Genomic DNA, 23315 nt, shown 5'->3' with positions numbered 1-23315 from the left:
ATCAGCCTCGGTGGCGGGCGAGAAAGTCCAGCAGCACCGGGAAATACGCCTGGGGTTCTTCGTAGAACGGCATATGGCTGCTGTTGGGAAATACGTGCAATTCGGCATGCCGGGCCGCCATTTTCATGCGCATGGCACAGGCCGGGGTGAGTTCGTCGTGCTGGCCGGTGGTGATCAGCATCGGCATGCTGAAGTCGGCCATTTCGGCGATGCGGTTCCAGTCCTTGAGGTTGCCGACATACAGGAATTCGTTGGGGCCTTGCATGGTTTCGTAGGGCCCCATGTTCCAGTCGCCGAGGGAGCGTTTGACCGGCTCCGGCCATTCATCCAGACGGCAGACGTGGCGGTAGTTGAGCAAGGTGATAGCGGCTTGATACTGCGGGTGGTCGAGGGTGCCCATCGCTTCATGACGCTGCATCATGGCCACGGTTTCGCTGCCGAGGGCGCCGCGCAGGCGCTCAAGCTCCTGGGACAGGTGCGGAATATCGCCGACGGTGTTTTCGAGGATCAGGCTTTTCAGCGCATCGGGATAATGAATGGCGTACTCGATGCCCAGCCAACCGCCCCAGGAATGCCCGAGCAAGTGCACACGGCCCAGGTCCAGGGCCTGGCGGACGGTTTCAACTTCTTCGACATAACGGCGGATTTCCCACAGGGAAACGTCGTTCGGTCTGGCTGATGCGCCCGTGCCAAGCTGGTCGAATGCAACCACTCGCAGGTTATGTTCTTTGAGCCAGCCATGGGCGTCGCGCAAATAGTCACACGGCAGGCCCGGGCCGCCGTTGAGGCACAGCAGCACCTCATCGCCTTCGCCAAAGCTGTAGACCACGAGATTATGGCCGTCGACTTGCACGTTGTACCGCTGGTCGGGGGCTATTTCACGCCACATGCATACATTCCTTGTGTTGTATCGGCCTGGCAGGTAGTGGCCGTTTATCACGTCAACACTACCGAGGATGCCGCGCGTCCATAACCTAGCGTTTCTTATAGGTTTGGCCTGGCAGTCCTTCGCCGGGGCGTGGCATTCTACTTGCAGCAAGTCGAGATTCAAATGAATTCGGGAGCAGAACGGATGCTGGCCAAGCTAACTGCCTTCAATAGTCGTCTGATGCCGGGCAGGAGCCTGGACGAGCAGATGGACAATACGTTTATCCTCGCCCAACAGTTGGGCTTCGATGCGCTGGTGTACGACTACACGCCAGTGCCTATCGACCTCAACGGTGCGCTGATCACGCCCTCGGTGCTGCAACTGCGCAACACGCCGACCGACTGGCACGCCTTGTGGTGCAGCGAAGGGTTCTACCAGATCGACCCGGTGCAACATTTGGCCTTGAACAGTGTGTCGCCATTTGTCTGGTCTTATGAGGCCAAGGCCGAGACTGCCCTGCAAACGATCATCGACCCCTGCCATGCACCCGTTTCGTCCTACCTGCACGAACAGCAGCTGACCTGCGGCGTCAGCGTACCGATCCACCTGCCCCGCGGCGGCTTCGCCTCGTTGACCGGTCTGCGCACCGGTACGGCGAGCACGGTATTGAAGGATGCGCAGCAAACCTTGTCGGACTTCAGCGTGATCAGCCATGCGTTACAGGAGGCGGCTTATCCTTTATTCAACAAAGCGTTGCGCACCTACCCGCATATCCACCTGACCAAACGCGAGCGCGAGTGCCTGAAATGGGCCGCCGAGGGCTTGACTGCGGCCGAGATCGCCGCGCAATTGAGCCGTTCGCTGGCGGTGGTCACCCTGCACCTGGCGTCGGCCATGCACAAATTGGGCGCCAAGAACCGCGTGCAGGCGGTGGTGCGAGCCACGCACTACCGGTTGCTGGACGATTGATCCTTAGGCAAAACCTAGCTGTTTTGCTAGTTACCTAAACGTTGCGTGCAGACTATCGTAGCCCTGATCCTTTTTTCAGAGCAGGGTACGAAATGGAATTCATCGAGAAAGTCCGCGAAGGCTACGCCCCCTTCGGCGCCTATCAGACGTGGTATCGCATCACCGGTGAGCTGGCGACAGGCCGCACACCGCTGGTGATCATCCATGGAGGACCGGGCTGCACCCACGATTACGTCGACGCATTCAAGGATGTTGCCGCCAGCGGCCATGCGGTGATTCACTACGACCAGTTGGGCAACGGCCGCTCGACGCATTTACCTGACAAGCCTTCTTCGTTCTGGACCATCGGTTTGTTCCTCGACGAGTTGAACAACCTGCTCGACCACCTGCAAATCAGCGACAACTACGCGATCCTCGGGCAATCCTGGGGCGGCATGCTCGGCAGCGAACATGCCATTTTGCAGCCCAAGGGCCTGCGTGCCTTTATCCCGGCCAACTCACCGACATGCATGCGCACCTGGGTCAGCGAGGCCAATCGGCTGCGCAAATTGTTGCCCGAAGGTGTGCATGAAACCCTGCTCAAGCATGAGGCCGCCGGTAACTACCAGGACCCGGAATACCAAGCGGCTTCGCGGATTTTCTACGACCAGCACGTGTGCCGCGTCAACCCATGGCCGGAAGAGGTGGCGCGCACCTTCGCCCAGGTCGATGCCGACCCGACGGTGTACCACGCCATGAGCGGCCCGACTGAGTTCCATGTGATTGGCAGCTTGAAGGATTGGAATGTGATTGGCCGTCTGTCGGCCATCAAGGTGCCGACCCTGGTGATTTCCGGTCGCCATGACGAAGCCACGCCGTTGGTGGTCAAGCCGTTCCTGGATGAAATCCCGGACGTACGCTGGGCGCTGTTCGAAGACTCCAGCCACATGCCCCATGTGGAAGAACGCCAGGCGTGCATGGGGACAGTGGTGAAGTTTCTGGATGAGGTGTGCTCAATGCAGCACACGGCGCTCAAGGCTGGCTGAATTCCAATCTGGGGGGACAAGCCTTAAGGCTTTTTGTAGGAGCGAGCTTGCTCGCGAAAAACTCACAGGCACTGCGTTCATTCAGAAAGCACGCGTTACCGTTGACGTTTTTCGCGAGCAAGCTCGCTCCTACAGACTGGCATCAGGCCTTACTTCCTCCCACATTCAAACCTCAGTGGTCTCGGGCTTTGCGGCTTTCTTCAAGGTATCCGCCACCAGCGGAATCTCCTTACCCTCGGCATCGAACAACTTCCCACCTCGGTAGTAATCCCCATCGCGCAGCGCCGCCACGTCGCGAAAGCACAAACTGCGCTCAGTTCCTGCCACGAATACCGATTGCTGGTCCGAGTTACCGGCGGTGAAATGGTTGAACGTCAGGTTCAGCAAGATCGCCATGATCGCCGACGAACTGATGCCCGAATGGAAAATGGTCGCGAACCAGCTGGGAAACTGGTCATAGAAACTGGGGGCAGCGATGGGGATCATGCCGAAACCGATACTGGTGGCCACGATGATCAGGTTCATGTTGTTGCGATAATCCACCTTGGACAGCGTGCGAATACCGCTGGCGGCCACCGTGCCGAACAACACAATGCCGGCACCGCCAAGCACCGATGTGGGCACGGCGGCAATCACCCGGCCCGTGAACGGCAGCAAGCCCAGCACCACCAGGAACACCCCGCCCGTTGCCACCACGAACCGACTCTTCACCCCGGTGACCGCCACCAGGCCGACGTTCTGGGCGAATGCGCTTTGCGTGAAGGAACCGAAGATCGGCGCGAACATGCTCGACAGCATGTCGGCGCGCAGGCCATTGCCGAGGCGTTTGGAGTCGACTTTAGTGTCGATGATCTCGCCCACCGCCAGGATGTCCGCCGAGGTCTCCACCAGCGTGACCATCACCACGATGCACATGGAAATAATCGCCGCCACATGAAAGGTCGGCATGCCGAAATGGAAAGGCGTGGGAAAGCCGAACATGGGCCCCTGGGTGACGGCGGAGAAGTCGGCCATACCCAACAACACCGCGATCACTGTGCCGATCACCATCGCGAGCAAAATCGACAAGCGCGAGATGGCTGCGCTGCCGATTTTGCTCAACAGCAACACCAGCACCAACGTCAGTGCAGCCAGGCCGATATTCGACATGCTGCCGAAATCCGCCGCGCGGCTGTTGCCGCCCATGGCCCAGCGCGCCGCCACGGGCATCAGGGTCAGGCCGATGGTGGTAATCACGATACCGGTCACCAGCGGCGGGAAAAACTGGGTGATGCGTGAGAACACCGGAGTGATCAACAAACCAATGAACGACGCGGCCATCACCGCGCCGAGAATCGCCGGCACGCCCCCTGCCCCGTCGCTGCCGACGATCGCCACCATCGTCGCCACACCCGCGAACGACACGCCCTGCACCAGCGGCAGCTGACAACCGAAGAACGGCAGGCCAAGGGTTTGCAACAGCGTGGCCAGGCCGCCGGCGAACAGTGACGCGGCGATCAACAGGCCAATATCCGCAGGTGACAACCCGGCCGCCTGGCCGACGATCAACGGTACAGCAACGATGCCGCCGTACATGGTGAGCACATGCTGCAGGCCGTAAGCCATGTTGGCGGCGACGCCTAGATTTTCATCTTCGGGCCGCTGCGGTGACGCCTTCGGGATAGTCATGGTGAGGGGTCTCTGTTTTTGTTGTGCGCTCACTGTATGCAATGTTCAGACTGTATGTCCATAGAGTTGTATACAATCGTTCAGACAAGATACCCTGCCGCGGCGTTACAAAAACAATCCGGCCGTCATGAGCCAGAACGCCAAAGGAGCCAACAGCATGAAAAAGGCATTGCAGGGCGCAACCGTCGCATTGACCCTCCTCGGCGGCGGCGAGGCTGTCGCAGTGGAGTGGATGAACAACAGCCTGGGGTTTCGCTACGGCCAGCACTTCACCAACCCGAACAATCCCGACGACTTCAGCAAGCGCATCTACAGCTTCACCCATGCCAGCGGCTACCAGTACGGCAGCCATTTTCTGAATCTCGATGTGTTCCTGTCTGACAGCAAGGACCCGCGCAAGGGCACCGACCATGGTGGCAGCGAGGTCTACGCGGTGTACCGGCACCAACTGTATGCCTCACGGGTATTCGACACGCCGTTGGGTAGCGGGCTGATCAAGGACTACGCGCTGACGCTGGGTTTTGATGCCAACCGCAACAACAACGTCGCTTCCGCCAAAAAACGCGCCCTGGTCATCGGCCCCACCTTGAAATTCAATACCGTCGGTGTGCTGGACCTGAGCCTGATGTACTACAAGGAAAAGAACCACACAGGCATTCCAGGCGCGCGGGAATCGAACCACACCTTTGACGACACCTACATGCTCAACCTGACATGGATGCGCCCGTTCGAGATCGCCAACCACGCGGCGAAATTCCAGGGCTTCATCAATTATGTGGGGAAGAAAGGCGAGGATTATCATAGCCGCGATACTGCGCCGGAAGCCCTGATGCGCACCGCGCTGATGGTGGCGGTGCGGCCGGGCAAGAGCGTCAAGCCGAACCTGTACCTGGGCGTGGGCTACGAGTACTGGCATAACAAATTCGGCGTGGACGGTGGCCGGGGTAGCCGCACATCAACGCCGACGGTGAATCTGGAAGTGACGTTCTAACTGAAGAAACACAATACAAATGTGGGAGGGGGCTTGCTCCCGATAGCAGTGGGTCAGCTAGCCTAGCTGGCACTGATACACCGCTATCGGGGGCAAGCCCCCTCCCACATTTTTACCGCATTGTCAGCTCAGGCGCTGGCCAGTTCGGAAGCATTACCCTTCGGTCGCGCCAGCCAATAACCCAGCACAGCCAGCGGCGCGGTCGCCAGCATCACAATTACCGTAATCAACAACGGCTGCTCGATCATGGAGGACACCAACAGGCTGGCGAGAAAGCACAAGCCCAACTGCAGGGTATTTTGCAGTGCCGCCGCCTTGCCGGAATTTTCCGCAAAGGGCATCAGCGCATTCGCTACCACGATCGGGTAGCTGGCACCGTTGCACAGCGCCATCAGGCAGAACGGAATCAGCAAGGTAGTAAGGGTCGGCACGGTCAGGGTTGCAACCAGATACAGCGCCACCATGCTCAGGCAATAGAACGCGAGCAGCCACGGCAGCAGGGTCTTGCCCGGCAAACGTTGCAAGGCGCTGCGGCAACTGTAGCCGCCGACCAGAAACGCCAGGGTCGGCAACACGTAGCTGAGGCCGATGTCATTCGGGCTGTAACCCATGCCGCCGAGGATAAATGGCGAAGCGGTCAACCAGGCAAAGAAACTGGCGGAGCAGGCGGCAAATATCATGACGTTGCCGGTAAATACCCGTGAAGTGAGCAGCTGTGCATAGCCCAGGCGCACCGGTGCGTCCGTCTGGCGCTTCGGCGCGCTGCGCAGGAACACGGTCGGCAGCAACAAGAGCAGCGACACGCCCAGCAATACGCCGAAAATCGCCTGCCAGCCAAAGTGATTCAACACCATCGCGCCCAACAGCGGCGCCAGAGCCGGCGATAGCGACATCAGCGGCATGATGCTGGCGAACACGCGGTGCGCCTTGTCGGCCGGGTAGCGATCAATCACTAGCGCCTGCCAACTCACGGCGGCGGAACACACACCGATCGCCTGGATAAAACGCAGCGCCCACAGCTGCGGCGCGGTCTGCACCCAGAACATGCCCAGGCACCCCAGTACAAACAGGCTCAGCCCCGTAAGCAGCACCGGCTTGCGTCCGAGCCGGTCGGACAACGGCCCCCACAGCAACTGCCCTAGCGCAAACCCGGCGAGGAAAATACTCAAGCTGGCGCCCACGGCCCCGGCGCCAATCTGCAACTGCGCGCCCATGGCGCCAAACGCCGGCAAATACATGTCCATGGCGAGATAACCGAGCATGCTCAGCCCCGCCAGATACCACGTGAAACCAAAAGAATTTTTCATTGAAGCCTTGTAGATCCTGCCATCAAACTATTTGCTGACTGGCGCCCATTATGAAGCTGACAGTTTTCCTGTGAAGCGATAATAATTGGACACTCTCATCAATAATTTTGAAGGCAGCCACCATGTGGTCCGAATACTCCCTGGATGTGGTCGATGCCGTCGCACGCCACGGCAGCTTCAGCGCCGCCGCTCAGGAACTGCATCGCGTACCGTCGGCCATCAGCTATACGGTGCGTCAGCTTGAGGAATGGCTGGCGGTGCCGCTGTTCATACGGCGCCACCGTGACGTGGAGCTGACGCCCGCCGGCCGGCTGTTTATAGACGAAGCCCGGGGCGTGATGAAAAAAATGCTCGGCACACGGCGCTTGTGCCAGCAGGTGGCCAATGGCTGGAGCGGGCAATTGAAGGTGGCAGTGGATTCCATCGTCAAGCCGCAACGCTGTCGGCAACTGGTGCTGGATTTTTATCGGCAGTTTCCCGAAGTGGAATTGCTGCTGGAGTACGAGGTGTACAACGGCGTGTGGGATGCCCTGGCGGATGAGCGCACCGACATCGTGATCGGTGCCACCAGCGCGGTGCCGGTGGCCAGCCACTTCACATTCCGCGACATGGGCCTGTTGAACTGGCTGTGCGTGGTCAGCGCCAGGCATCCCTTGGCGGCGATAGAAGGCCTGCTCAGTGACGATCAACTGCGCCCATACGCCTCCCTGTGCATGACCGACACCTCACGCAACCTGCCCAAGCGGGACACCTGGACCCTGGATAACCAGCGGCGCCTGGTGGTGCCCAACTGGTCCTCGGCGCTCGATTGCCTGCGCGATGGCTTGTGCGTCGGCATGGCCCCGGCGCATCAGGTGCTACCGTGGATCGAGCGCGGTGAGCTGGTGGCGCTGCAACTGCACCGGCCCTTCCCTGCCAGCCCCTCGTGCGTGGCGTGGGCGCAGAACAAACTGTCGCCGGCGATGGCGTGGTTGTTGGAATACCTGGGGGATACCGAAACCATGAATCAGGAATGGCTGAATGGCAATGACCTTTAAAGGTGACGCAGATCCCCTGTGGGAGGGGGCTTGCCCTAATGCCAGTCAGTTAAGCGTACACCGCCGTCTGTAGGAGCGAGCTTGCTCGCGAAAAACGTCAACGATAACGCGTGCTTTCTGAATGAACGCGGTGCCTGTGAGTTTTTCGCGAGCAAGGGCTAGCCGCCCGCCTCGTTCCTACAAAAAGCCTTAACTGACTGGCATTAGGGCTTGCCCCCGATAGCGGTGTATCAATGACAGATGGACTGACTGAACCACCGCCATCGGGGCATAGGTATCTACACAACTTTGGCGTGGCCCTGAACCTGTGGCGGCCCAGGAGCCGAAGCCTCTCTAACTGATGCCCCGCGACCTAAATGTGGGAGGGGCGGTGCGACGATTCGACTTGCTCCCGATGACGGCCTGACAGCCGACCAGGATGCTGGATCAGGGCGAGTACATATCCGTTGCTGCGGTAACGGCTGCTATGGGTTCCGCCCTTACGGCGTCTCACTTTTGAAAAGCGCAAAAGTAAGCAAAACGCTCTTGCCCCACCACTCGGCACCTCGCCTAGGCTCGGTGTGCCCGTAATCCGACAGTGATTTGGGGGGCCGCCGCCACGCGCCATCCATGGCGCGGGGCGGCTAAACCGGCATCCCTGCCGGTTTACCCCCCAAATCACTGTCGGATTCCGGCCAGCGTGGTTTAACGGGGCGCCTAGATCAAAAGCAAGATCAAGAGCGACTCGCTTCGCATCGTGGTTACCGTAGGCTGCTACAAAGTTGTGTAGATACCTATGGCCATCGGGGGCAAGCCCCCTCCCACATTTTGATCGGGTTTTACTCAAGTAGGCGGGTGATCGCCCTTACGATCATCTCGACTTCCTTGGCATCCAGCGTCAGCGGTGGCAGCAGGCGGATGGTCTTGCCGCGCGTCACGTTGATCAACAGCCCATGCTCCTGCGCCGCACGCTGGGCCAGCTCGCGATACGGGCGCGCCAGTTCGATGCCGATCATCAGGCCCTGCCCCCGAATCGCCACTACCTGCGGATGCTCGCTCAACTCCACCCGCAACCGCGCCAGCAGCCGTGCACCTTGTTGCGCAGCGTTCTGCAGCAAGCCTTGCTCTTCAATGATGTCGAGCACCGTGCAGCCCACCCGGCAGGCCAAGGGATTGCCGCCAAAGGTGCTGCCGTGACTGCCGGGGGTAAACAACTGGCCGACGGCGGCCCGGGCCAGGCAGGCGCCGATGGGTACGCCATTGCCGAGGCCTTTGGCCAGGGTCATCACGTCCGGGGTAATGCCTTCGTGCTGGAAGGCAAACCAGGCGCCGGTGCGGCCGATGCCGGTCTGGATTTCATCCAGCATCATCAGCCAACCGTGGCGCGTGCAGTGATCGCGCAGGGCTTTCAGGTAGCCGGGGGGCGCGGGCAACACGCCACTTTCGCCCTGGATCGGTTCGAGCAGCACGGCCGCTATGCGCGTGCCGAATTGTTCCGTAATGGCCTCAAGGGCCGCCAGATCGCCAAACCCGACTTTGAGAAAATCCCCCGGCAAACGCTGGAAACCCAGGCGCACCGAGGGCCCGTCACTGGCCGCCATGGTGCCGAGGGTACGCCCGTGGAAGGCGTTCTCCATCACCACCACCAACGGCTCTTCAATGCCTTTTTTCCAGCCATACAAGCGTGCCAGTTTCAGCGCCGTCTCGTTGGCTTCGGCGCCAGAGTTGTTGAAGAACGCGCAGTCCAGGCCGGATAGCTGGGCCAGGCGCCGGGCCAGCTGCTGCTGCCAATCGATGCTGTAGAGGTTGGAGGTGTGCAGCAGCAGGCCCGCTTGCTCACGGATCGCCGCCACCAACCTTGGGTGGGAGTGGCCCACATTCGTCACCGCCACACCGGCCACCGCGTCGAGGTATTCACGGCCCTGCTGGTCCCACAGGCGCGTACCCAGGCCACGGGTGAAGCTCAGGGCCAAAGGTTGATAAGTGGTCATCAGGCAGGCGGCGGTCATGGTGGCAAGCTCCAGTGCATCGTGAGGATGGGTGCAGTATCGTTAGCCACCCGTGCTGGATAAACTGCGCATTCCTGCAATGACTTTGAACCAGGGCTTGATAATGGATGTGTTCCAGGCAATGACGGTGTACGTGAAAGTCGTGGAGACCGGCAGCATGACTGCCGCCGCACAGGAATGCGGAATGTCCACCACCATGGTCGGCAATCACCTGCGCGCGCTGGAGCAGCGCCTGGGGGTCAGCCTGCTCAAGCGCACCACGCGCAAACAAAGCCTCACGGAATTCGGCGGGGAGTACTACCAGCGCTGCCTTGAGGTGCTCGGGCTGGTGGCCGACTCCGAACTGTTGGCGGAGCAGATCCACAGCGAAACGCCCAAAGGCTGCCTGCGTATTACCGTGCCACCGGTATTCGGCAGCGAACGCCTGGTGCCGGCCTTGAGCGAATTTTCCCAGCGCTACCCGCAGATCGACCTGTACGTGGTGCTGAGCAATGAGCGGATGGACTTGGTCGACAGCGGCTTCGACGTGGCGATCCGTCTCGGCGACTTGGGAACCTCCAGCCTGATCGCCCGGCCACTGCAGGATTACACCCTGACCCTCTGCGCGTCGCCTGATTACCTGGCGCGACGCGGCACGCCGTCGACGCCCGATGACTTGCGGCACCACAACTGCCTGGCGTTCGCCTATCCGGCGAACGACAACTGGCGCGACACCGACAAGCTGTGGCGCATGACCGACGAGGACGGCGAGGTAGAGGTTCCGGTCTCCGGCTCATTGACCATCAACAGCTCGCAGGGCTTGCGCCAGGCGGCCGTCAATGGGATGGGCATCAGCATGCTGGCCGATGCCCTGGTGCAGCAGGACCTGGAGAGCGGCAAGTTGGTAGCCTTGCTGACCCGCTATCAACTGTCCAGCCGCCCCATGCATCTGCTGTATCGCCAAGACCGTTACCGCTTGCCCAAACTGCGCGCCTTCGTCGACTTTGCCATGGAGAAGTGGGCGCGCTAGAAGCCCACCCCCAGCTTACGCAGATGGGCGGCAGTACGCTCGGCCGACACATGGTGAATACCCTGCCAGCCAAGGGCCATAGCCGCTTCGACATTGCCCGCGACGTCATCGATAAACACCACTTCGCCAGGCTGGACATCCGGCAAATGAACGCGCACCTGAGCGAGGCTGGCATGGTAGATCGCAGGGTCAGGCTTGATCAGTTTCAACTGGCCCGAGACGACGATATCGCGGAAAAACTGCAGGAACGGATAGTGCTCGCGGGCATAGGGAAAGGTTTCCGCCGACCAGTTGGTCAACCCGAACAACGGCATTTTCGCTTGATGCAATGCAGTGAGAATTGCGACACCTTCTGGCAATTCGCCACGCAACATCTCGTGCCAGCGCTCGTAATAAGCCTGGATCAGGCTCTGATGTTCGGGGTGTTGCTCAATCAAGTGGCGGGTGGCTTCGGCGAGGGTGCGGCCAGCATCCTGTTCGGTGTTCCAGGCCTGGGTGCAGATATTATCGAGAAACCATTGCCGCTCCTGCTCGTCGGCAATGAGCTTGCGGTACAGATGTTGCGGGTTCCAGTCAAACAACACACCGCCGAAATCAAACACGACTGCACGAATCGTCATGGGTCCTCCTGTTTGCGCACATGGATGACGCAGTCTTGCATGCCGGAGCAAACAGCAAAAGGTAAGCCACGGTAGGACCGTTCTGAAAAGTGAAACGCCCACTCACATCGCCGAAAGCATCGTTTAAGGTGAGCTTCGCTCTCAGGGAAATCCATGACTGAAAGGAATCATCAATGCGGTCGCAAAAAACGTGACGTAGAGGTATTCCAATGATTGCCATGATTACCGCTGTAACATCACCTTCCGCGCTCAGTCTGGAAGTACTGCAACGCAACCAGGCGCTTTTACAGGCCAGCACTACGTCGGAGGTCGGTGCCCCGCATGCACTGATCGACCAGTTAAAAGCGCGAACCGGAATAGTGTCGAGCCACCTCGCCCCCTTGCAAAGGATAGCGGCAGCCACCAACTCCATCATCGGCATACGCCCGGTCGAATCCGTGGCCACAGGGCTGATAGAAGCTGGGCACCCCACCAAGGACTTTCATATCAAAGGCAAAAGTGCCAATTGGGGACCACAGTCCGGCTTGATCTGTACGGACCAGGCATTTAGCAAGCTCGAACAGTTCGCGCACAAATCACCGGAAACGCTGGCTAACGCCAACGCGCAGATCCTGGACTGCATCGAGCAAGGCCATGCAGTCCCGATCCCCTTGAAACTCTCGCGTCATCGCATTGACGAGCTGGTAAAACTTGGCCAAATCACTGGGCGGGCAGCTCGCGGAGGGGATGGCACGCTGCAATTGAGCGCTCGCGGGCCAAGTCAGCAGCATTATGCGTTCCAAGCCCATCCCGCCTCGCCTGGCGGCGACAACTATCTGATCACGCACAACGGCAAGGTGCTGCACGTGCTGGCCAAGCAGCTAGAGGGCAAGGCCTTGACCGCCGACTATGACCTGCACATGATCGCGCCTCACCTAAGTGACTTTGGCGCCCAGGATAAGCTGCCGGTACCCGATATCGCCCACAGTGTCTTCAGGGGTCGGGTTAGCCACTACCAGCAAGTTCCACGGGAGTTATCGGCGGACTTTGAAAATGCCGCTCATTTCTACCGCAAGGAAAACCCCGATCTCGGCAATATCACGCCGCGAATAGAGGAAATGATCGGAATCATCAATCGAAAGCTGGTCGGCGATGCGGAGCGGGTGGTCCATCACAATGCAGACTCAGGCAGCCCTGCGACGGACGTGGCAGCAAACTACCCGGCGACTTTCTTCCTGCCGGCAAAGCTAGGTAGATTCGATGAGATCAGTATCATCCATGACAGCAGGGAAATGGCTGAGCTGATAAAGACCGCCAAGGACAGCGGTTATCACGTGCCGCTCAATCCGCTATGGGAGAAAGAGGTGGTGAATGTGAGGCGGTCAGACTTCACCCTGGCAAAACAGCGCCTGTCTGGTTCCAGGCAAGCCTGACAACTGAGCAACAAAAAGCGGCTTGATAAGTCGATTATCAAGCCGCCACAGTGATAGCGCTTATGCCTGGACCAGACCGTTGATCTTGACGGTCGGGTTCACGTCCGCGTCGTAGTCCACGCCGTCGACTTCAAAACCGAACAAACGCAGGAACTCAGCCTTGTAACCGGCAAAATCGCTGATTTCGTTAACGTTGTCGTCAGTCACCTGGTTCCACAGCGCGGCCACGGCGTCCTGGACCTTCGGCTCCAGCTCGGCCAGGTCGGCGCGCAGGCGGCCGTCAGCATCAAGCTTGGGCTCTTTGCCGTACAGGCTGTCCTTGAACAGGCCGTAGACCTGCTCGATGCAGCCTTCGTGGGTGCCCTGCTCTTTCATCACCTTGAACAGCAGCGACAGGTACAGCGGCATGATCGGGATCGCCGAGCTGGCCTGGGTGACCACGGCCTTGAGTACCGACACGCGGGCATCGCCCTTGAGCGCAGCGAGGTTGTCGCGCAGGGTCAGGACTTTCTTGTCGAGGTCTTTCTTGGCTTCGCCGATGGAACCGTTCCAGTAGATGTCCTGGGTCAGCTTCTCACCGAGGTAGGTGAACGCTGTGGTCTTGGCGCCTTCGGCGAGTACATCGGCGTCACGCAGGGCGTCGATCCACAGCTGCCAGTCTTCACCGCCCATCACTTTGACGGTGCCGTCGATTTCTTCCTGGGTGGCAGGCTCCAGGGTAGTGTCGACCACGACGCCCTTATCGGTGTTGATACCGCGCAGGGTCACGGCCTTGCCGATCGGCTTGAGGGTGGAGGTGTGCACCACGCCTTGCGGGTCGGTACGGCGTGGCGCGGCCAGGCTGTAGACCACCAGGTCGATCTTGCCCAGGTCTTTCTTGATGGTGTCGATGGTCAGGCGCTTGATCTCATCGGAAAACGCGTCGCCGTTGATGCTCTTGGCGTACAGGCCTTTTTCCACGGCAAACTTCTCGAACGCCGCGCTGTTGTACCAGCCAGCGGAGCTCAGCTTGCCTTCTTCGCCTTCTTTTTCAAAAAACACGCCCAGGGTGTCGGCACCGCAGCCAAACGCGGCACTGATGCGCGCGGCCAGGCCGTAACCAGTGGAAGCGCCGAGGACCAGCACCTTCTTTGGGCCGCCTTCGATGGCGCCGTGCTGAATCACGTAGTCGATCTGCTCTTTGACGTTCGCTTCACAGCCAACAGGGTGAGCGGTCACACAGATAAAGCCACGAACGCGCGGTTTGATGATCATAAAAATTCTGCCTCTTCCAAGGTGCCGAAGGCCAGTGGTAGCCATTCAACTTCAATCGTACCGGTCTATGACGTCCGAAAAACCGAAGCGTCACGATAGTCGCAAATCTTCCGTTCTCAAAATTCAATCCACCCAAACCCGCTTGCCTCTGGGGCCAGTTACAAATTGTGCAGCGACTTCACAATTTTCGAACTATTTAAAACGCCTGCGCGCGCCATAAAGCTCTATCATGACGAAATTGTTTCATTATGTTTCAGGCCTGGAGCCGCGTTTCATGAGCAAAAATGCCGTGGGTAAAAAGCTGATATCCCTTGCCTGGGTGCTCGGCGTTTTACTGTTTATCGCCTATTTTCCGCGTACCAGCCTGGCGTTTTTACTGCTGGTAGTGGTTTGCGGTCTGTATGACTTCCTGCGTAATGGCCTGTATGACCGCGCTACCATCAAGAAATATTTCATCGGCAACGGCCGTAACACCTGGATTCTGGCGCCGTTCAACACCCTGTTCGACCTGCTGAGCCGCCGCAACCGTCATGTCTACACCCTGGACGACCTGCCGCGCGCCTGGCGCGAGGACCTGCAACAGGTCATCAACGACGCCATGGCCCGCAAGGAAGAAATCATCAGTTACCTGGACGCACGCATGGCCGAGAAGAAACGCGGCATGTTGTTTTTCCAGTGGTACGGTCGTCCGATCGAAACCGCCCTGGACATCCCGCAACTGCGCAAGAAACTGCCATTCGTGAAGACCATCGGCGTGTCGGTGTTCAACGAGAACCGCTCGACGTCCTTCCATTTCGGCCCGTTGCGCATGATGTTCCGCGTGCTCTACAACATGGCGCCGGCGCCGCATCACGAGGGTGTGTATATCCAGGTGGGCAAGCACAAGCACTATTGGCACGACGACCCGCTGTTCATCTTCGATGACACGTTGATGCATGCATCCTTTAACAAGAACGATGCGAAACGTTACTGCCTGTTCATCGATATTGTGCGACCGACCCCGGTGCCCTCCGTGTTGAACGCCGTGATCTCGGGGTTTGCCGGCCTGGTGTTCACCCTGCGTCGGGTTTTCTACAAAAACTGGAAGCTGATCCAGTAAGTTCTGCGGCATGATGGTGCTGGACGGTATTTGCACTCAGCCTTGTGCGTAAGGTAAATAACCGTCTCGTGCGACCGTATACGGCGCGCCTCATTCTCAAGCCATTGCGCCTTTTGTAGACGCGATGGCTGTGCTTTCAAGGAACCAGAATGCCCCAACGTCAAGTGATCAATGCCTCCGTCAGCCCCAAGGGCAGCCTCGAAACCCTGTCCCAACGTGAAGTCCAGCAACTGAGTGAAGCCGGCAGCGGCAGCATCTACGCCCTGTTCCGCCAGTGCGCCCTGGCGATCCTCAACACCGGCGCCCATATCGACAACGCCAAGACCATCCTCGACGCCTACAAAGACTTCGAAGTGCGTATCCACCAGCAGGATCGCGGCGTGCGCCTGGAGCTGCTCAACGCCCCGGCCGATGCCTTCGTCGATGGCGAAATGATCGCCAGCACCCGCGAAATGCTGTTCAGCGCCTTGCGTGACATCGTCTACACCGAGAACGAGCTGGACAGCCAGCGCATCGACCTGAGCAACTCCCAGGGCATCACCGACTACGTGTTCCACCTGCTGCGCAACGCCCGTACGCTGCGTGCGGGTGTCGAACCCAAGATCGTCGTGTGCTGGGGCGGCCACTCCATCAACACCGAAGAATACAAATACACCAAGAAGGTCGGCCACGAACTGGGCCTGCGCAGCCTCGACGTGTGCACCGGCTGCGGCCCCGGCGTGATGAAAGGTCCGATGAAAGGCGCGACTATTTCCCACGCCAAACAGCGCATCACCGGCGGCCGCTACCTGGGCCTGACCGAACCAGGCATCATCGCCGCCGAAGCGCCCAACCCGATCGTCAACGAACTGGTCATCCTGCCGGACATCGAGAAACGCCTCGAAGCCTTCGTGCGTGTCGGCCACGGCATCATCATCTTCCCTGGCGGCGCCGGTACGGCTGAGGAATTCCTGTACCTGCTGGGCATCCTGATGCACCCGGACAACCGCGACCTGCCGTTCCCGGTCGTGCTGACCGGGCCCAAACATGCGGCGCCTTACCTGGAACAACTGCATGCGTTCGTCGGCGCGACCCTCGGCGAAGCGGCGCAGAAGCATTACCAGATCATCATCGACGACCCGGCCGAAGTTGCGCGCCAGATGACCGCAGGGCTCAAGGCGGTCAAACAGTTCCGTCGCGAGCGCAACGACGCATTCCACTTCAACTGGCTGTTGAAAATCGACGAAGGCTTCCAGCGCCCCTTCGACCCGACCCACGAAAACATGGCCAGCCTGCAACTGACCCACGCGCTGCCGCCCCATGAACTGGCGGCCAACCTGCGTCGCGCGTTCTCGGGGATCGTGGCGGGTAACGTGAAGGACAAAGGCATTCGTTTGATCGAAGAAAAGGGCCCGTACGAAATCCACGGCGACCCGGCGATCATGAAACCGCTGGATGAACTGCTAAAGGCCTTCGTCGCCCAGCACCGGATGAAATTGCCGGGCGGAGCAGCGTATGTGCCGTGTTACCGCGTGGTGCAGTGAGCCAGCGGCGAGCCGTCATAGTTTGTATCGGTTTGGCGCGTGATCAAAGGTGTGGGGATCGAGAGTTCGGACTAGGGTTTTAGTACCGACTCACCCACTTCTGCGAGCACCCTATGGACCAACGGATATTGTCCTCGATCACTCCTTACCCTAAGGTAAGGAGCATCACGATGGAGGTCTTCACTATGGCAACCGCCACACTTACTTCAAAAGGGCAAATCACTATCCCTGTCCAGGTCAGGACGGCCCTCGGCCTGGAAACAGGTGACCGGGTGGAGTTCGTCGAAATGGAAGACGGCAAGTTTTCCATGATCGCCGCGAGTAAAACCGTCACCGACCTCAAGGGGCTGATTCGCAAGCCTGCCACTGCCGTGTCCATCGAGGACATGAACCGGGCCATCGCGGCACAGGGAGCAAACGCGGGATGATCGGCCTGGATACCAACGTGCTGGTGCGCTATGTCACCCAGGATGAGCCCGTTCAATCCGCCAAGGCGTCGCGACTGATTGAATCATTGAGCGCCGCGTCACCGGGCTTTGTCAGCCTGGTGACCCTTGTGGAATTGGTATGGGTGCTGCAGGCCTGCTACCAATCGGCAAAAAGCGATGTGGTGATGGTGCTAGAAACCCTGTTGCATACGCGCGAGCTCACTGTCGAGCACGCCGATGTCGTCTGGCAGGCACTGCGCAAGTTCGTTGCGAACAAAGCAGACTTCGCCGACTGCCTGATCGAACGCTGCGCTCACGCGGCCGGCTGCGAGTACACCGCCACCTTCGACCTGAATGCGGTCAAGGCAGCGGGCATGAAACGGATCGGCTAGGCCGTCTTTTGGGGAGAGGCCGCTCGTTCAGCGAACCCAACCACCGCCCTGCCAATGATAACCATCGTTGCGCTGCACCCAATGCGGATGCACATAGCGATAGCCCACGCGTATCGGCTCCCAATGGCCGTGCACCGCTACATAGCGCCCACCTTCCCAGCGCCAGTAACCGCGTGACCAGATATAACCTTCGCGTACCGCCGGCTCGACTTCGATCACCTGCACCGGCGGCGGTTGCGGCGCCACGACTTCCACATACTCACGTTGTACCGGCCGGCGTTCATGCACGACGCGCTCTTGCACACACCCGGATGCCGCGACGACTACCGCCGCCATTGCCGCATAACGTAGCAACATACAAAACCCTCGGGCGTTAACGCCCTGTACCTGCATCAGAAAGAAATCCCCTGTGTTCCAGCCGGGCTCCTGCTTGGCTTGAGTTATTTTTTAACAGGAGATGTCTGTCAGATTGCTGAACCCTCAAGGCCTCAGGTCGTGCAGGCGACGGTCGGTCGCTTCAGGCGCAACAACAGTAACCCGGCAATCACGACGGCAATGCCGGCATAGGTCGAAACATGGATTTCGTCGCCGAACATCAGCGCCGCCCATACCAGGGTGACCGGAGGCTCCAGATAGACCAACGCCGCAACCCGAGTAGCCGTCATCACGCGCAGCAGCCGCCAGAGGCTCAAGTAGGCGGCAAAGGTGGAAAACACCGTCAGCCACACAATCGAAACCAGTACGTCGGTGTCATGGGGAATGCTCAAGGTATCGGTATAAAGCACCGCGCCGGTGAAGCCGATCAACGTCAGCAGCGACTGGATAAACAGCGGCATGAGCAAGCCGGCCTGCGTGCTCTGCTGCGAACGGCGCTCGTACAAGGTCGCCAGCGTCAGCCCCAGCGCCGAGACCAGTGGCAGCCCATACATGGCCACGCCAACTTCTTTGCCACTATTGCTGTACTGCCCGGCGATCACGATCGCTACGCCGACAAAGCTGATCACGAGCCCCACCCATTGCCAGCCGCCGCTGCGCTCAGTTGCACTGCCTGTCGACAATGCGGCGGTCATCAACGGCTGCAACGCCGCGATGATCGCCGCAATGCCCGGCGGCAAACCGTTCTGGATCGCCACATAGAGGCAACTCAGGTACAGAAACTGCGACAGGCAGCCGATGATGGCGTAATGGCGGATCTGCGCCCAGGTCACCTTCAGCAACCTGACGTTCAAGAACGCTCCCAGGCACAGCGATACCAACAAAAATCGCCAGAACAGCAGGTTGAACGCCCCGCTGCCTTGGGTGCCCAGCTTCGCGCCGATATAGCCCGAACTCCATGACAGAACAAACGCTCCTTGCAAGAGCAGCAATCCCAGGGTTGATCGCTTCATGCAGCCTCCAGCCTGTGTAGTTGACTTCAAGGCTAGGGAAGGAGGACTCTTCTGTATATTTGAATAACCTGCATTACCAATTCGCATTAGTAGAACCATGGCCAAACAACTGAATATCGATCTGTTGCGCACCTTTCACGCCGTCGCACGCTTTGGCCGCTTCAACGAAGCGGCCGAACATGTGCACCGCAGCGCGTCCACCGTCACGACGCAGATTCAGAAGCTGGAAGACCAGGTCGGCCAACGCTTGTTCAGCCGCAGTAACCAGGGCGTGGATCTGACGCTGTACGGCAGGAAACTGTTGGGCGAAACCACCGAATTCCTCAAAAGCCACGACCGCTTGCTGATCTCGCTGATGCCCCAGCGCATGCAGGGCAAGATCCGCCTGGGCGTGCCCGACACCTACGCACCTGCCTTTATGCACACATTCCTGCCGGGACTGATCGCCGACAACCCGCTGCTGGAACTGGAAATCGAGGCGCGGACCAGTGGCGAACTGTTGAATCTGTTCACGGCAAACCAGTTGGACCTGGTCATCACCGTCAGTGCACACCCACTGGCACAGGGTGAGCGCTTGGGCCCCGTGCAACCGCTGTGGGTCGCCGCCGAGCAGTTCAGTTACCCACCCAACGCGCCGCTGCCGATCACCGTGCCTATCGCTGGTTGCCCGTACCGCGCGGCGGCGTTACAGGCGCTGAAAGATCACGGGATTTACCATCGCGTACTGCTGGAAAGCCCCAACTCATCAGCGGTAGAAGCTTGCGTGCGCAGCGGCGTGGCCGTGGGCCTGATGGAGGAGAGCCGCATGGGCGAAGGGCTGAGGCAAATCACGCAACTGCCGGCCCTCCCCGCACAGCATCTGTATCTGCTGTCCGACACCGCTAACGCGCTGGCCCTGCATCTGTACGAGCAAGTCAGGCACTTCAGGGTCTGAACGCCGCGCACAAAAAAGCCCGCTGACCGTCACCGGTTCAGCGGGCTTTTGCTTACGCGTAGCTTACAGCGCCAAATCAGACGCCGGCTTGCCTGGCTCAGCCGCAGGCTTGGCAGCCTCGGTGGCCTGTGGAGCCGTCAGTTGCGGAATCGCTGGCGGTGGGGTCAGTTGCAGCACACCGGCGGTGTAGGCCCATTCCTTGGCAACCGCTTCAGGGCTGTCGTTCAGTTTGGTGCCGTAGCTTGGCACGATCTGGTGCAGTTTTTCCTGCCAGGCCGGGCTCGCAACCTTGTCCTTGAACACCTTTTGCAGCACGGTCAGCATGATCGGAGCCGCGGTGGACGCGCCTGGGGATGCACCCAACAGGCCGGCAATGGAGTTGTCGGCGGAGCTGACCACTTCGGTGCCGAGTTTCAGGACGCCGCCCTGCTCTTCGTCACGCTTGATGATCTGCACGCGCTGGCCGGCTTGCCACAGGCGCCAGTCGGACTGCTTGGCGTTCGGGAAGTACTCTTGCAGCGCCTTGAAGCGGTCGTCATCCGACAGCATCAGTTGGCCGGCGAGGTACTCGACCAGCGGGTATTCACGAATACCGACTTTGGTCATTGGCCAGATGTTGTGGGTGGTGGTGCTGGTCAGCAGGTCCAGGTACGAGCCTTCTTTCAGGAACTTGGTGGAGAAGGTCGCGAATGGGCCAAACAGGATCACGCGCTTGCCATCCAGCACGCGGGTGTCCAGGTGCGGAACCGACATTGGCGGCGAACCGACCGACGCCTTGCCGTAGGCCTTGGCCAGGTGCTGCTCGGCGATGGTCGGGTTATCGGTCACCAGGAACGAACCACCTACCGGGAAGCCGGCGTATTCCTTGGCTTCCGGAATACCGGATTTCTGCAGCAGGTGCAGGGCACCGCCGCCGGCGCCGATGAACACGAACTTGGCGTCGGTTTCAGTCTTGGTGCCATCTTTGAGGTTTTTGTAGCTCACACGCCACGAGCCGTCGTCGTTACGGGTGATGTCCTGCACTTCGCTCGACAGTTTCAGGTCGAACTTAGGAGTGGTCTGCAGGTGGGCAACGAACTGGCGGGTGATCTCGCCGAAGTTCACGTCGGTGCCGATCGGGGTCCAGGTGGCCGCGATTTTCTGGTTCGGGTCACGCCCTTCCATCATCAGCGGAACCCACTTGGCGATCTGGGCCGGGTCTTCGGAGTACTGCATGCCGGCGAACAGCGGGCTCGCCTTCAGCGCTTCGTAGCGTTTTTTCAGGAACTTGATGTTGTCATCGCCCCACACAAAACTCATGTGCGGTGTGGAGTTGATGAACGAACGCGGGTTCTTCAACACGCCCTGCTGAACCTGCCAGGACCAGAACTGACGGGAAATCTGGAACGCTTCGTTGATCTCGACCGCTTTCGGGATCTCAACATTGCCATTCTTGTCTTCCGGGGTGTAGTTCAGCTCAGCCAGTGCCGAGTGACCGGTACCGGCGTTGTTCCAGCCGTTGGAGCTTTCTTCGGCCACGCCATCGAGGCGCTCGACCATTTCCATCGACCAGCCCGGTTCCAGCTCGTTGAGCCAGACACCCAGGGTTGCACTCATGATGCCGCCGCCGATCAGCAGCACATCGACTTTCTTTGCCTCTTCCGCGTGAACGGACGTGATCCCCATCGACAAAGCCAGCCCCAGCAGGGCAGTGTTTACTTTTTTAAACATCAGTAGCACCTATGATAAAACGCCATCCGCCCTACCGCCCCTGATCATGGGTGACCCTCGATCACGCTACGCCAGGCAACGTACCGCGGGGCCTACACATTCACATGAGGACTGCAGGGTGGGCACACAAGGCCGATGGATCGACCTCACTGTTATGTCCCTTCTGCGCTGACTTCTTATCATTATTGGCTTCAGCTACCTGGGCGACAGCCAACCGCTGGGACGTATACGGGTGTACGCACCAGGGAAAGACTAGACCAAGACGGCGCGCAGAATATCACGCCAAACCGCGTTTATGCGTCGTTTGGCCAATTGACACCTTTAAATCGCAGGTTTTATCGCGCAGGTGTCAAGGCGGCCAGCCGCGACCTGGGGTCACAGGCCCGGAACTCTCATGCGCCTGGCTGTTCTAGACACCCTCACCGTCCCATGCGTAGCATCGGCGATTGTCTTTCGTACACCTCATCCAAACAGAGCAATTCATGTCTACCCACCCAACACCCGGGCACGTCCTGCCCGCGCGCAGTGCCGCCAAAATGGAAGCGGCCATGGCCGTGGGCGCTTTCGCAATCGGCACCGGCGAATTCGCCATCATGGGCCTGATGCCCGACATCGCCCAGAACCTGGGCTTGAGCGAACCGCAGGTCGGCCACGCCATCAGCGCCTACGCCCTGGGCGTGATGGTCGGCGCCCCGCTGCTGGCCATCCTCGGCGCCAAGCTGCTGCGCAAACACATGCTGTTATTGCTGATGGGCCTCTACGCCTTGGGCAACCTCGCGACCGCCTTCACCCCCACCTTCGGCTCGCTGGTAGCCTTCCGCTTTATCAGCGGCCTGCCCCACGGCGCCTACTTTGGCATCGCCGCCGTGGTCGCCTCCAGCATGGTGCCCAGCGACAAACGCGCCGGCGCCGTGGCCCGAGTGATGATGGGCCTGACCCTGGCCATGCTGCTCGGCAACCCCATCGCCACCTTCCTCGGCCAACACCTGGGCTGGCGCTCGGCGTTCGCCCTGGTTAGCGTGATCGCCCTGTGCACCATCGCCCTCGTCTGGCAATTCGTGCCCCACCGCCACGATGAAGAACGCAGTGACCCACGCAAGGAACTGCGCGCCTTCACCAAACCGCAAGTGTGGATGGCACTGTCCATCGGCGCGATCGGGTTTGCCGGGATGTTCTGTGTATTCAGCTACCTGGCGCCGACCATGCTGGAAGTAACCAAAGTCTCGCCGCAATGGATCCCCTTCGGCCTCGCCGCGTTTGGCATGGGCGGCATCATCGGCAACATTGCCGGCGGCAAGCTGTTTGACCGCATGCAATTTCGCGCGGTGGGCTGGATTCTAGTGTGGTCGATGGCCGTACTGATCTTCTTCACCTTCGCCGCCAGCTCCCTGTGGAGCGTACTGCTGGGCATCGGCCTCGTCGGCACCATGATCGCCCTGGCGGCGCCGTTACAAATCCGCCTGATGGACATCGCCCACGAAGCCCCGAGCCTGGCGGCAGCGTCCAACCACGCCGCGTTCAACCTGGCCAACGCTCTGGGGCCATGGTTTGGCGGCATGGCAATTACCGCTGGGTTTGGCTGGACCAGCACCGGCTACATCGGCGCGGTGACGGCCCTGATCGGATTGGGCATCTACCTGATTGCGCGGCGCATGAAGGGCGGCAACTAACGCCACACGTTTCGCGCCGATCA

21 protein-coding genes are annotated in these 23315 nt (G+C 59.8%); 12 read left to right on the top strand and 9 right to left on the bottom strand.

Annotated elements, in window-relative coordinates:
• Window position 1: 1 nt before the first annotated feature.
• Window positions 2-889 carry a proline iminopeptidase-family hydrolase gene (locus tag C4J87_RS07710; RefSeq protein ID WP_124366316.1) on the bottom strand — a complete coding sequence of 296 codons (888 nt, stop codon included), beginning with the start codon at window positions 887-889 and terminating at the stop codon, window positions 2-4.
• Window positions 890-1072: 183 nt separating this feature from the next.
• Between C4J87_RS07710 and C4J87_RS07705 the strand changes: the two genes are divergently transcribed.
• Window positions 1073-1837: a LuxR family transcriptional regulator gene (locus C4J87_RS07705; RefSeq protein WP_124366315.1), complete on the top strand. Its 765-nt coding sequence runs from the start codon at window positions 1073-1075 to the stop codon at window positions 1835-1837.
• Window positions 1838-1929: 92 nt separating this feature from the next.
• A complete protein-coding gene (locus C4J87_RS07700) occupies window positions 1930-2862 on the top strand; it encodes a proline iminopeptidase-family hydrolase (protein WP_124366314.1) in 933 nt (310 codons plus the stop codon).
• Window positions 2863-3027: 165 nt separating this feature from the next.
• Here the strand turns inward: C4J87_RS07700 and C4J87_RS07695 are convergent, their stop codons facing one another.
• Window positions 3028-4530 carry a nucleobase:cation symporter-2 family protein gene (locus C4J87_RS07695; RefSeq protein WP_124366313.1) on the bottom strand — a complete coding sequence of 501 codons (1503 nt, stop codon included), beginning with the start codon at window positions 4528-4530 and terminating at the stop codon, window positions 3028-3030.
• Between the two features lie 157 nt (window positions 4531-4687).
• Between C4J87_RS07695 and C4J87_RS07690 the strand changes: the two genes are divergently transcribed.
• Entirely contained in the window at window positions 4688-5521 is an 834-nt protein-coding gene (locus C4J87_RS07690) for a nucleoside-binding protein (RefSeq protein ID WP_124366312.1), read from the top strand.
• Window positions 5522-5649: 128 nt separating this feature from the next.
• Here the strand turns inward: C4J87_RS07690 and punC are convergent, their stop codons facing one another.
• Complete coding sequence (punC, locus tag C4J87_RS07685) at window positions 5650-6828, bottom strand: purine nucleoside transporter PunC (RefSeq protein WP_124366311.1); 1179 nt, start codon at window positions 6826-6828, stop codon at window positions 5650-5652.
• Between the two features lie 122 nt (window positions 6829-6950).
• On the opposite strand from punC, the gene punR reads away from it, so the two are divergent.
• The gene (gene punR / locus C4J87_RS07680) at window positions 6951-7865 is read left to right on the top strand and encodes a DNA-binding transcriptional activator PunR (protein WP_124366310.1); all 915 of its coding nucleotides are present in this window, start codon (window positions 6951-6953) and stop codon (window positions 7863-7865) included.
• 818 nt (window positions 7866-8683) lie between these two features.
• Here the strand turns inward: punR and C4J87_RS07675 are convergent.
• A complete protein-coding gene (locus tag C4J87_RS07675) occupies window positions 8684-9853 on the bottom strand; it encodes an aspartate aminotransferase family protein (protein WP_124366309.1) in 1170 nt (389 codons plus the stop codon).
• A gap of 103 nt (window positions 9854-9956) precedes the next feature.
• On the opposite strand from C4J87_RS07675, the gene C4J87_RS07670 reads away from it, so the two are divergent.
• Window positions 9957-10862 carry a LysR family transcriptional regulator gene (locus C4J87_RS07670; protein WP_124366308.1) on the top strand — a complete coding sequence of 302 codons (906 nt, stop codon included), beginning with the start codon at window positions 9957-9959 and terminating at the stop codon, window positions 10860-10862.
• On the opposite strand, the gene C4J87_RS07665 is transcribed toward C4J87_RS07670, so the two are convergent.
• Window positions 10859-11482, bottom strand: coding sequence for an HAD family phosphatase (locus C4J87_RS07665; RefSeq protein ID WP_124366307.1), 624 nt, complete (start codon window positions 11480-11482; stop codon window positions 10859-10861). The two genes, C4J87_RS07670 and C4J87_RS07665, sit on opposite strands and share 4 nt — an antisense overlap.
• 209 nt (window positions 11483-11691) lie before the next feature.
• Between C4J87_RS07665 and C4J87_RS07660 the strand changes: the two genes are divergently transcribed.
• Entirely contained in the window at window positions 11692-12894 is a 1203-nt protein-coding gene (locus tag C4J87_RS07660) for an anthrax toxin-like adenylyl cyclase domain-containing protein (protein WP_124366306.1), read from the top strand.
• Between the two features lie 60 nt (window positions 12895-12954).
• Here the strand turns inward: C4J87_RS07660 and fabV are convergent, their stop codons facing one another.
• Entirely contained in the window at window positions 12955-14148 is a 1194-nt protein-coding gene (gene fabV, locus C4J87_RS07655) for an enoyl-ACP reductase FabV (RefSeq protein ID WP_124361834.1), read from the bottom strand.
• Window positions 14149-14422: 274 nt separating this feature from the next.
• On the opposite strand from fabV, the gene C4J87_RS07650 reads away from it, so the two are divergent.
• From C4J87_RS07650 to C4J87_RS07635, 4 genes are all read left to right on the top strand, one after another.
• On the top strand, window positions 14423-15247 hold the full coding sequence (locus C4J87_RS07650) for an aspartyl/asparaginyl beta-hydroxylase domain-containing protein (RefSeq protein ID WP_124366305.1): 825 nt from the start codon (window positions 14423-14425) through the stop codon (window positions 15245-15247).
• Between the two features lie 149 nt (window positions 15248-15396).
• On the top strand, window positions 15397-16770 hold the full coding sequence (gene ppnN, locus C4J87_RS07645; protein ID WP_124361832.1) for a nucleotide 5'-monophosphate nucleosidase PpnN: 1374 nt from the start codon (window positions 15397-15399) through the stop codon (window positions 16768-16770).
• Window positions 16771-16940: 170 nt separating this feature from the next.
• Entirely contained in the window at window positions 16941-17198 is a 258-nt protein-coding gene (locus tag C4J87_RS07640; protein ID WP_124366304.1) for an AbrB/MazE/SpoVT family DNA-binding domain-containing protein, read from the top strand.
• Window positions 17195-17590 (top strand): PIN domain-containing protein, encoded by a 396-nt coding sequence (locus C4J87_RS07635; protein ID WP_124361830.1) that lies wholly within the window; start codon window positions 17195-17197, stop codon window positions 17588-17590. Before C4J87_RS07640 ends, C4J87_RS07635 begins: the two co-directional genes overlap by 4 nt.
• 27 nt (window positions 17591-17617) lie before the next feature.
• Here C4J87_RS07635 and C4J87_RS07630 read toward each other — a convergent pair whose 3' ends face one another.
• Together C4J87_RS07630 and C4J87_RS07625 are read right to left on the bottom strand one after the other, a co-directional pair.
• Window positions 17618-17947 carry a YXWGXW repeat-containing protein gene (locus C4J87_RS07630; protein WP_124366303.1) on the bottom strand — a complete coding sequence of 110 codons (330 nt, stop codon included), beginning with the start codon at window positions 17945-17947 and terminating at the stop codon, window positions 17618-17620.
• A gap of 131 nt (window positions 17948-18078) precedes the next feature.
• Entirely contained in the window at window positions 18079-18978 is a 900-nt protein-coding gene (locus C4J87_RS07625) for a DMT family transporter (RefSeq protein ID WP_124366302.1), read from the bottom strand.
• 97 nt (window positions 18979-19075) lie between these two features.
• Here C4J87_RS07625 and C4J87_RS07620 point away from each other — a divergent pair, with 97 nt between their 5' ends.
• Window positions 19076-19912, top strand: coding sequence for a LysR family transcriptional regulator (locus tag C4J87_RS07620; RefSeq protein WP_124366301.1), 837 nt, complete (start codon window positions 19076-19078; stop codon window positions 19910-19912).
• 63 nt (window positions 19913-19975) lie between these two features.
• Here C4J87_RS07620 and mqo read toward each other — a convergent pair whose 3' ends face one another.
• On the bottom strand, window positions 19976-21622 hold the full coding sequence (gene mqo / locus C4J87_RS07615) for a malate dehydrogenase (quinone) (RefSeq protein WP_124366300.1): 1647 nt from the start codon (window positions 21620-21622) through the stop codon (window positions 19976-19978).
• Window positions 21623-22104: 482 nt separating this feature from the next.
• Between mqo and C4J87_RS07610 the strand changes: the two genes are divergently transcribed.
• Entirely contained in the window at window positions 22105-23292 is a 1188-nt protein-coding gene (locus tag C4J87_RS07610; protein ID WP_124366299.1) for an MFS transporter, read from the top strand.
• The last annotated feature ends 23 nt before the right edge of the window (window positions 23293-23315 follow it).

The sequence above is a fragment of the Pseudomonas sp. R1-43-08 genome, from assembly GCF_003852255.1.
Classification (GTDB): Bacteria; Pseudomonadota; Gammaproteobacteria; order Pseudomonadales; family Pseudomonadaceae; genus Aquipseudomonas.
The sequence above is the reverse complement of the archived record's forward strand: the minus strand, read 5'-3'. Positions and strand labels throughout refer to the sequence as shown.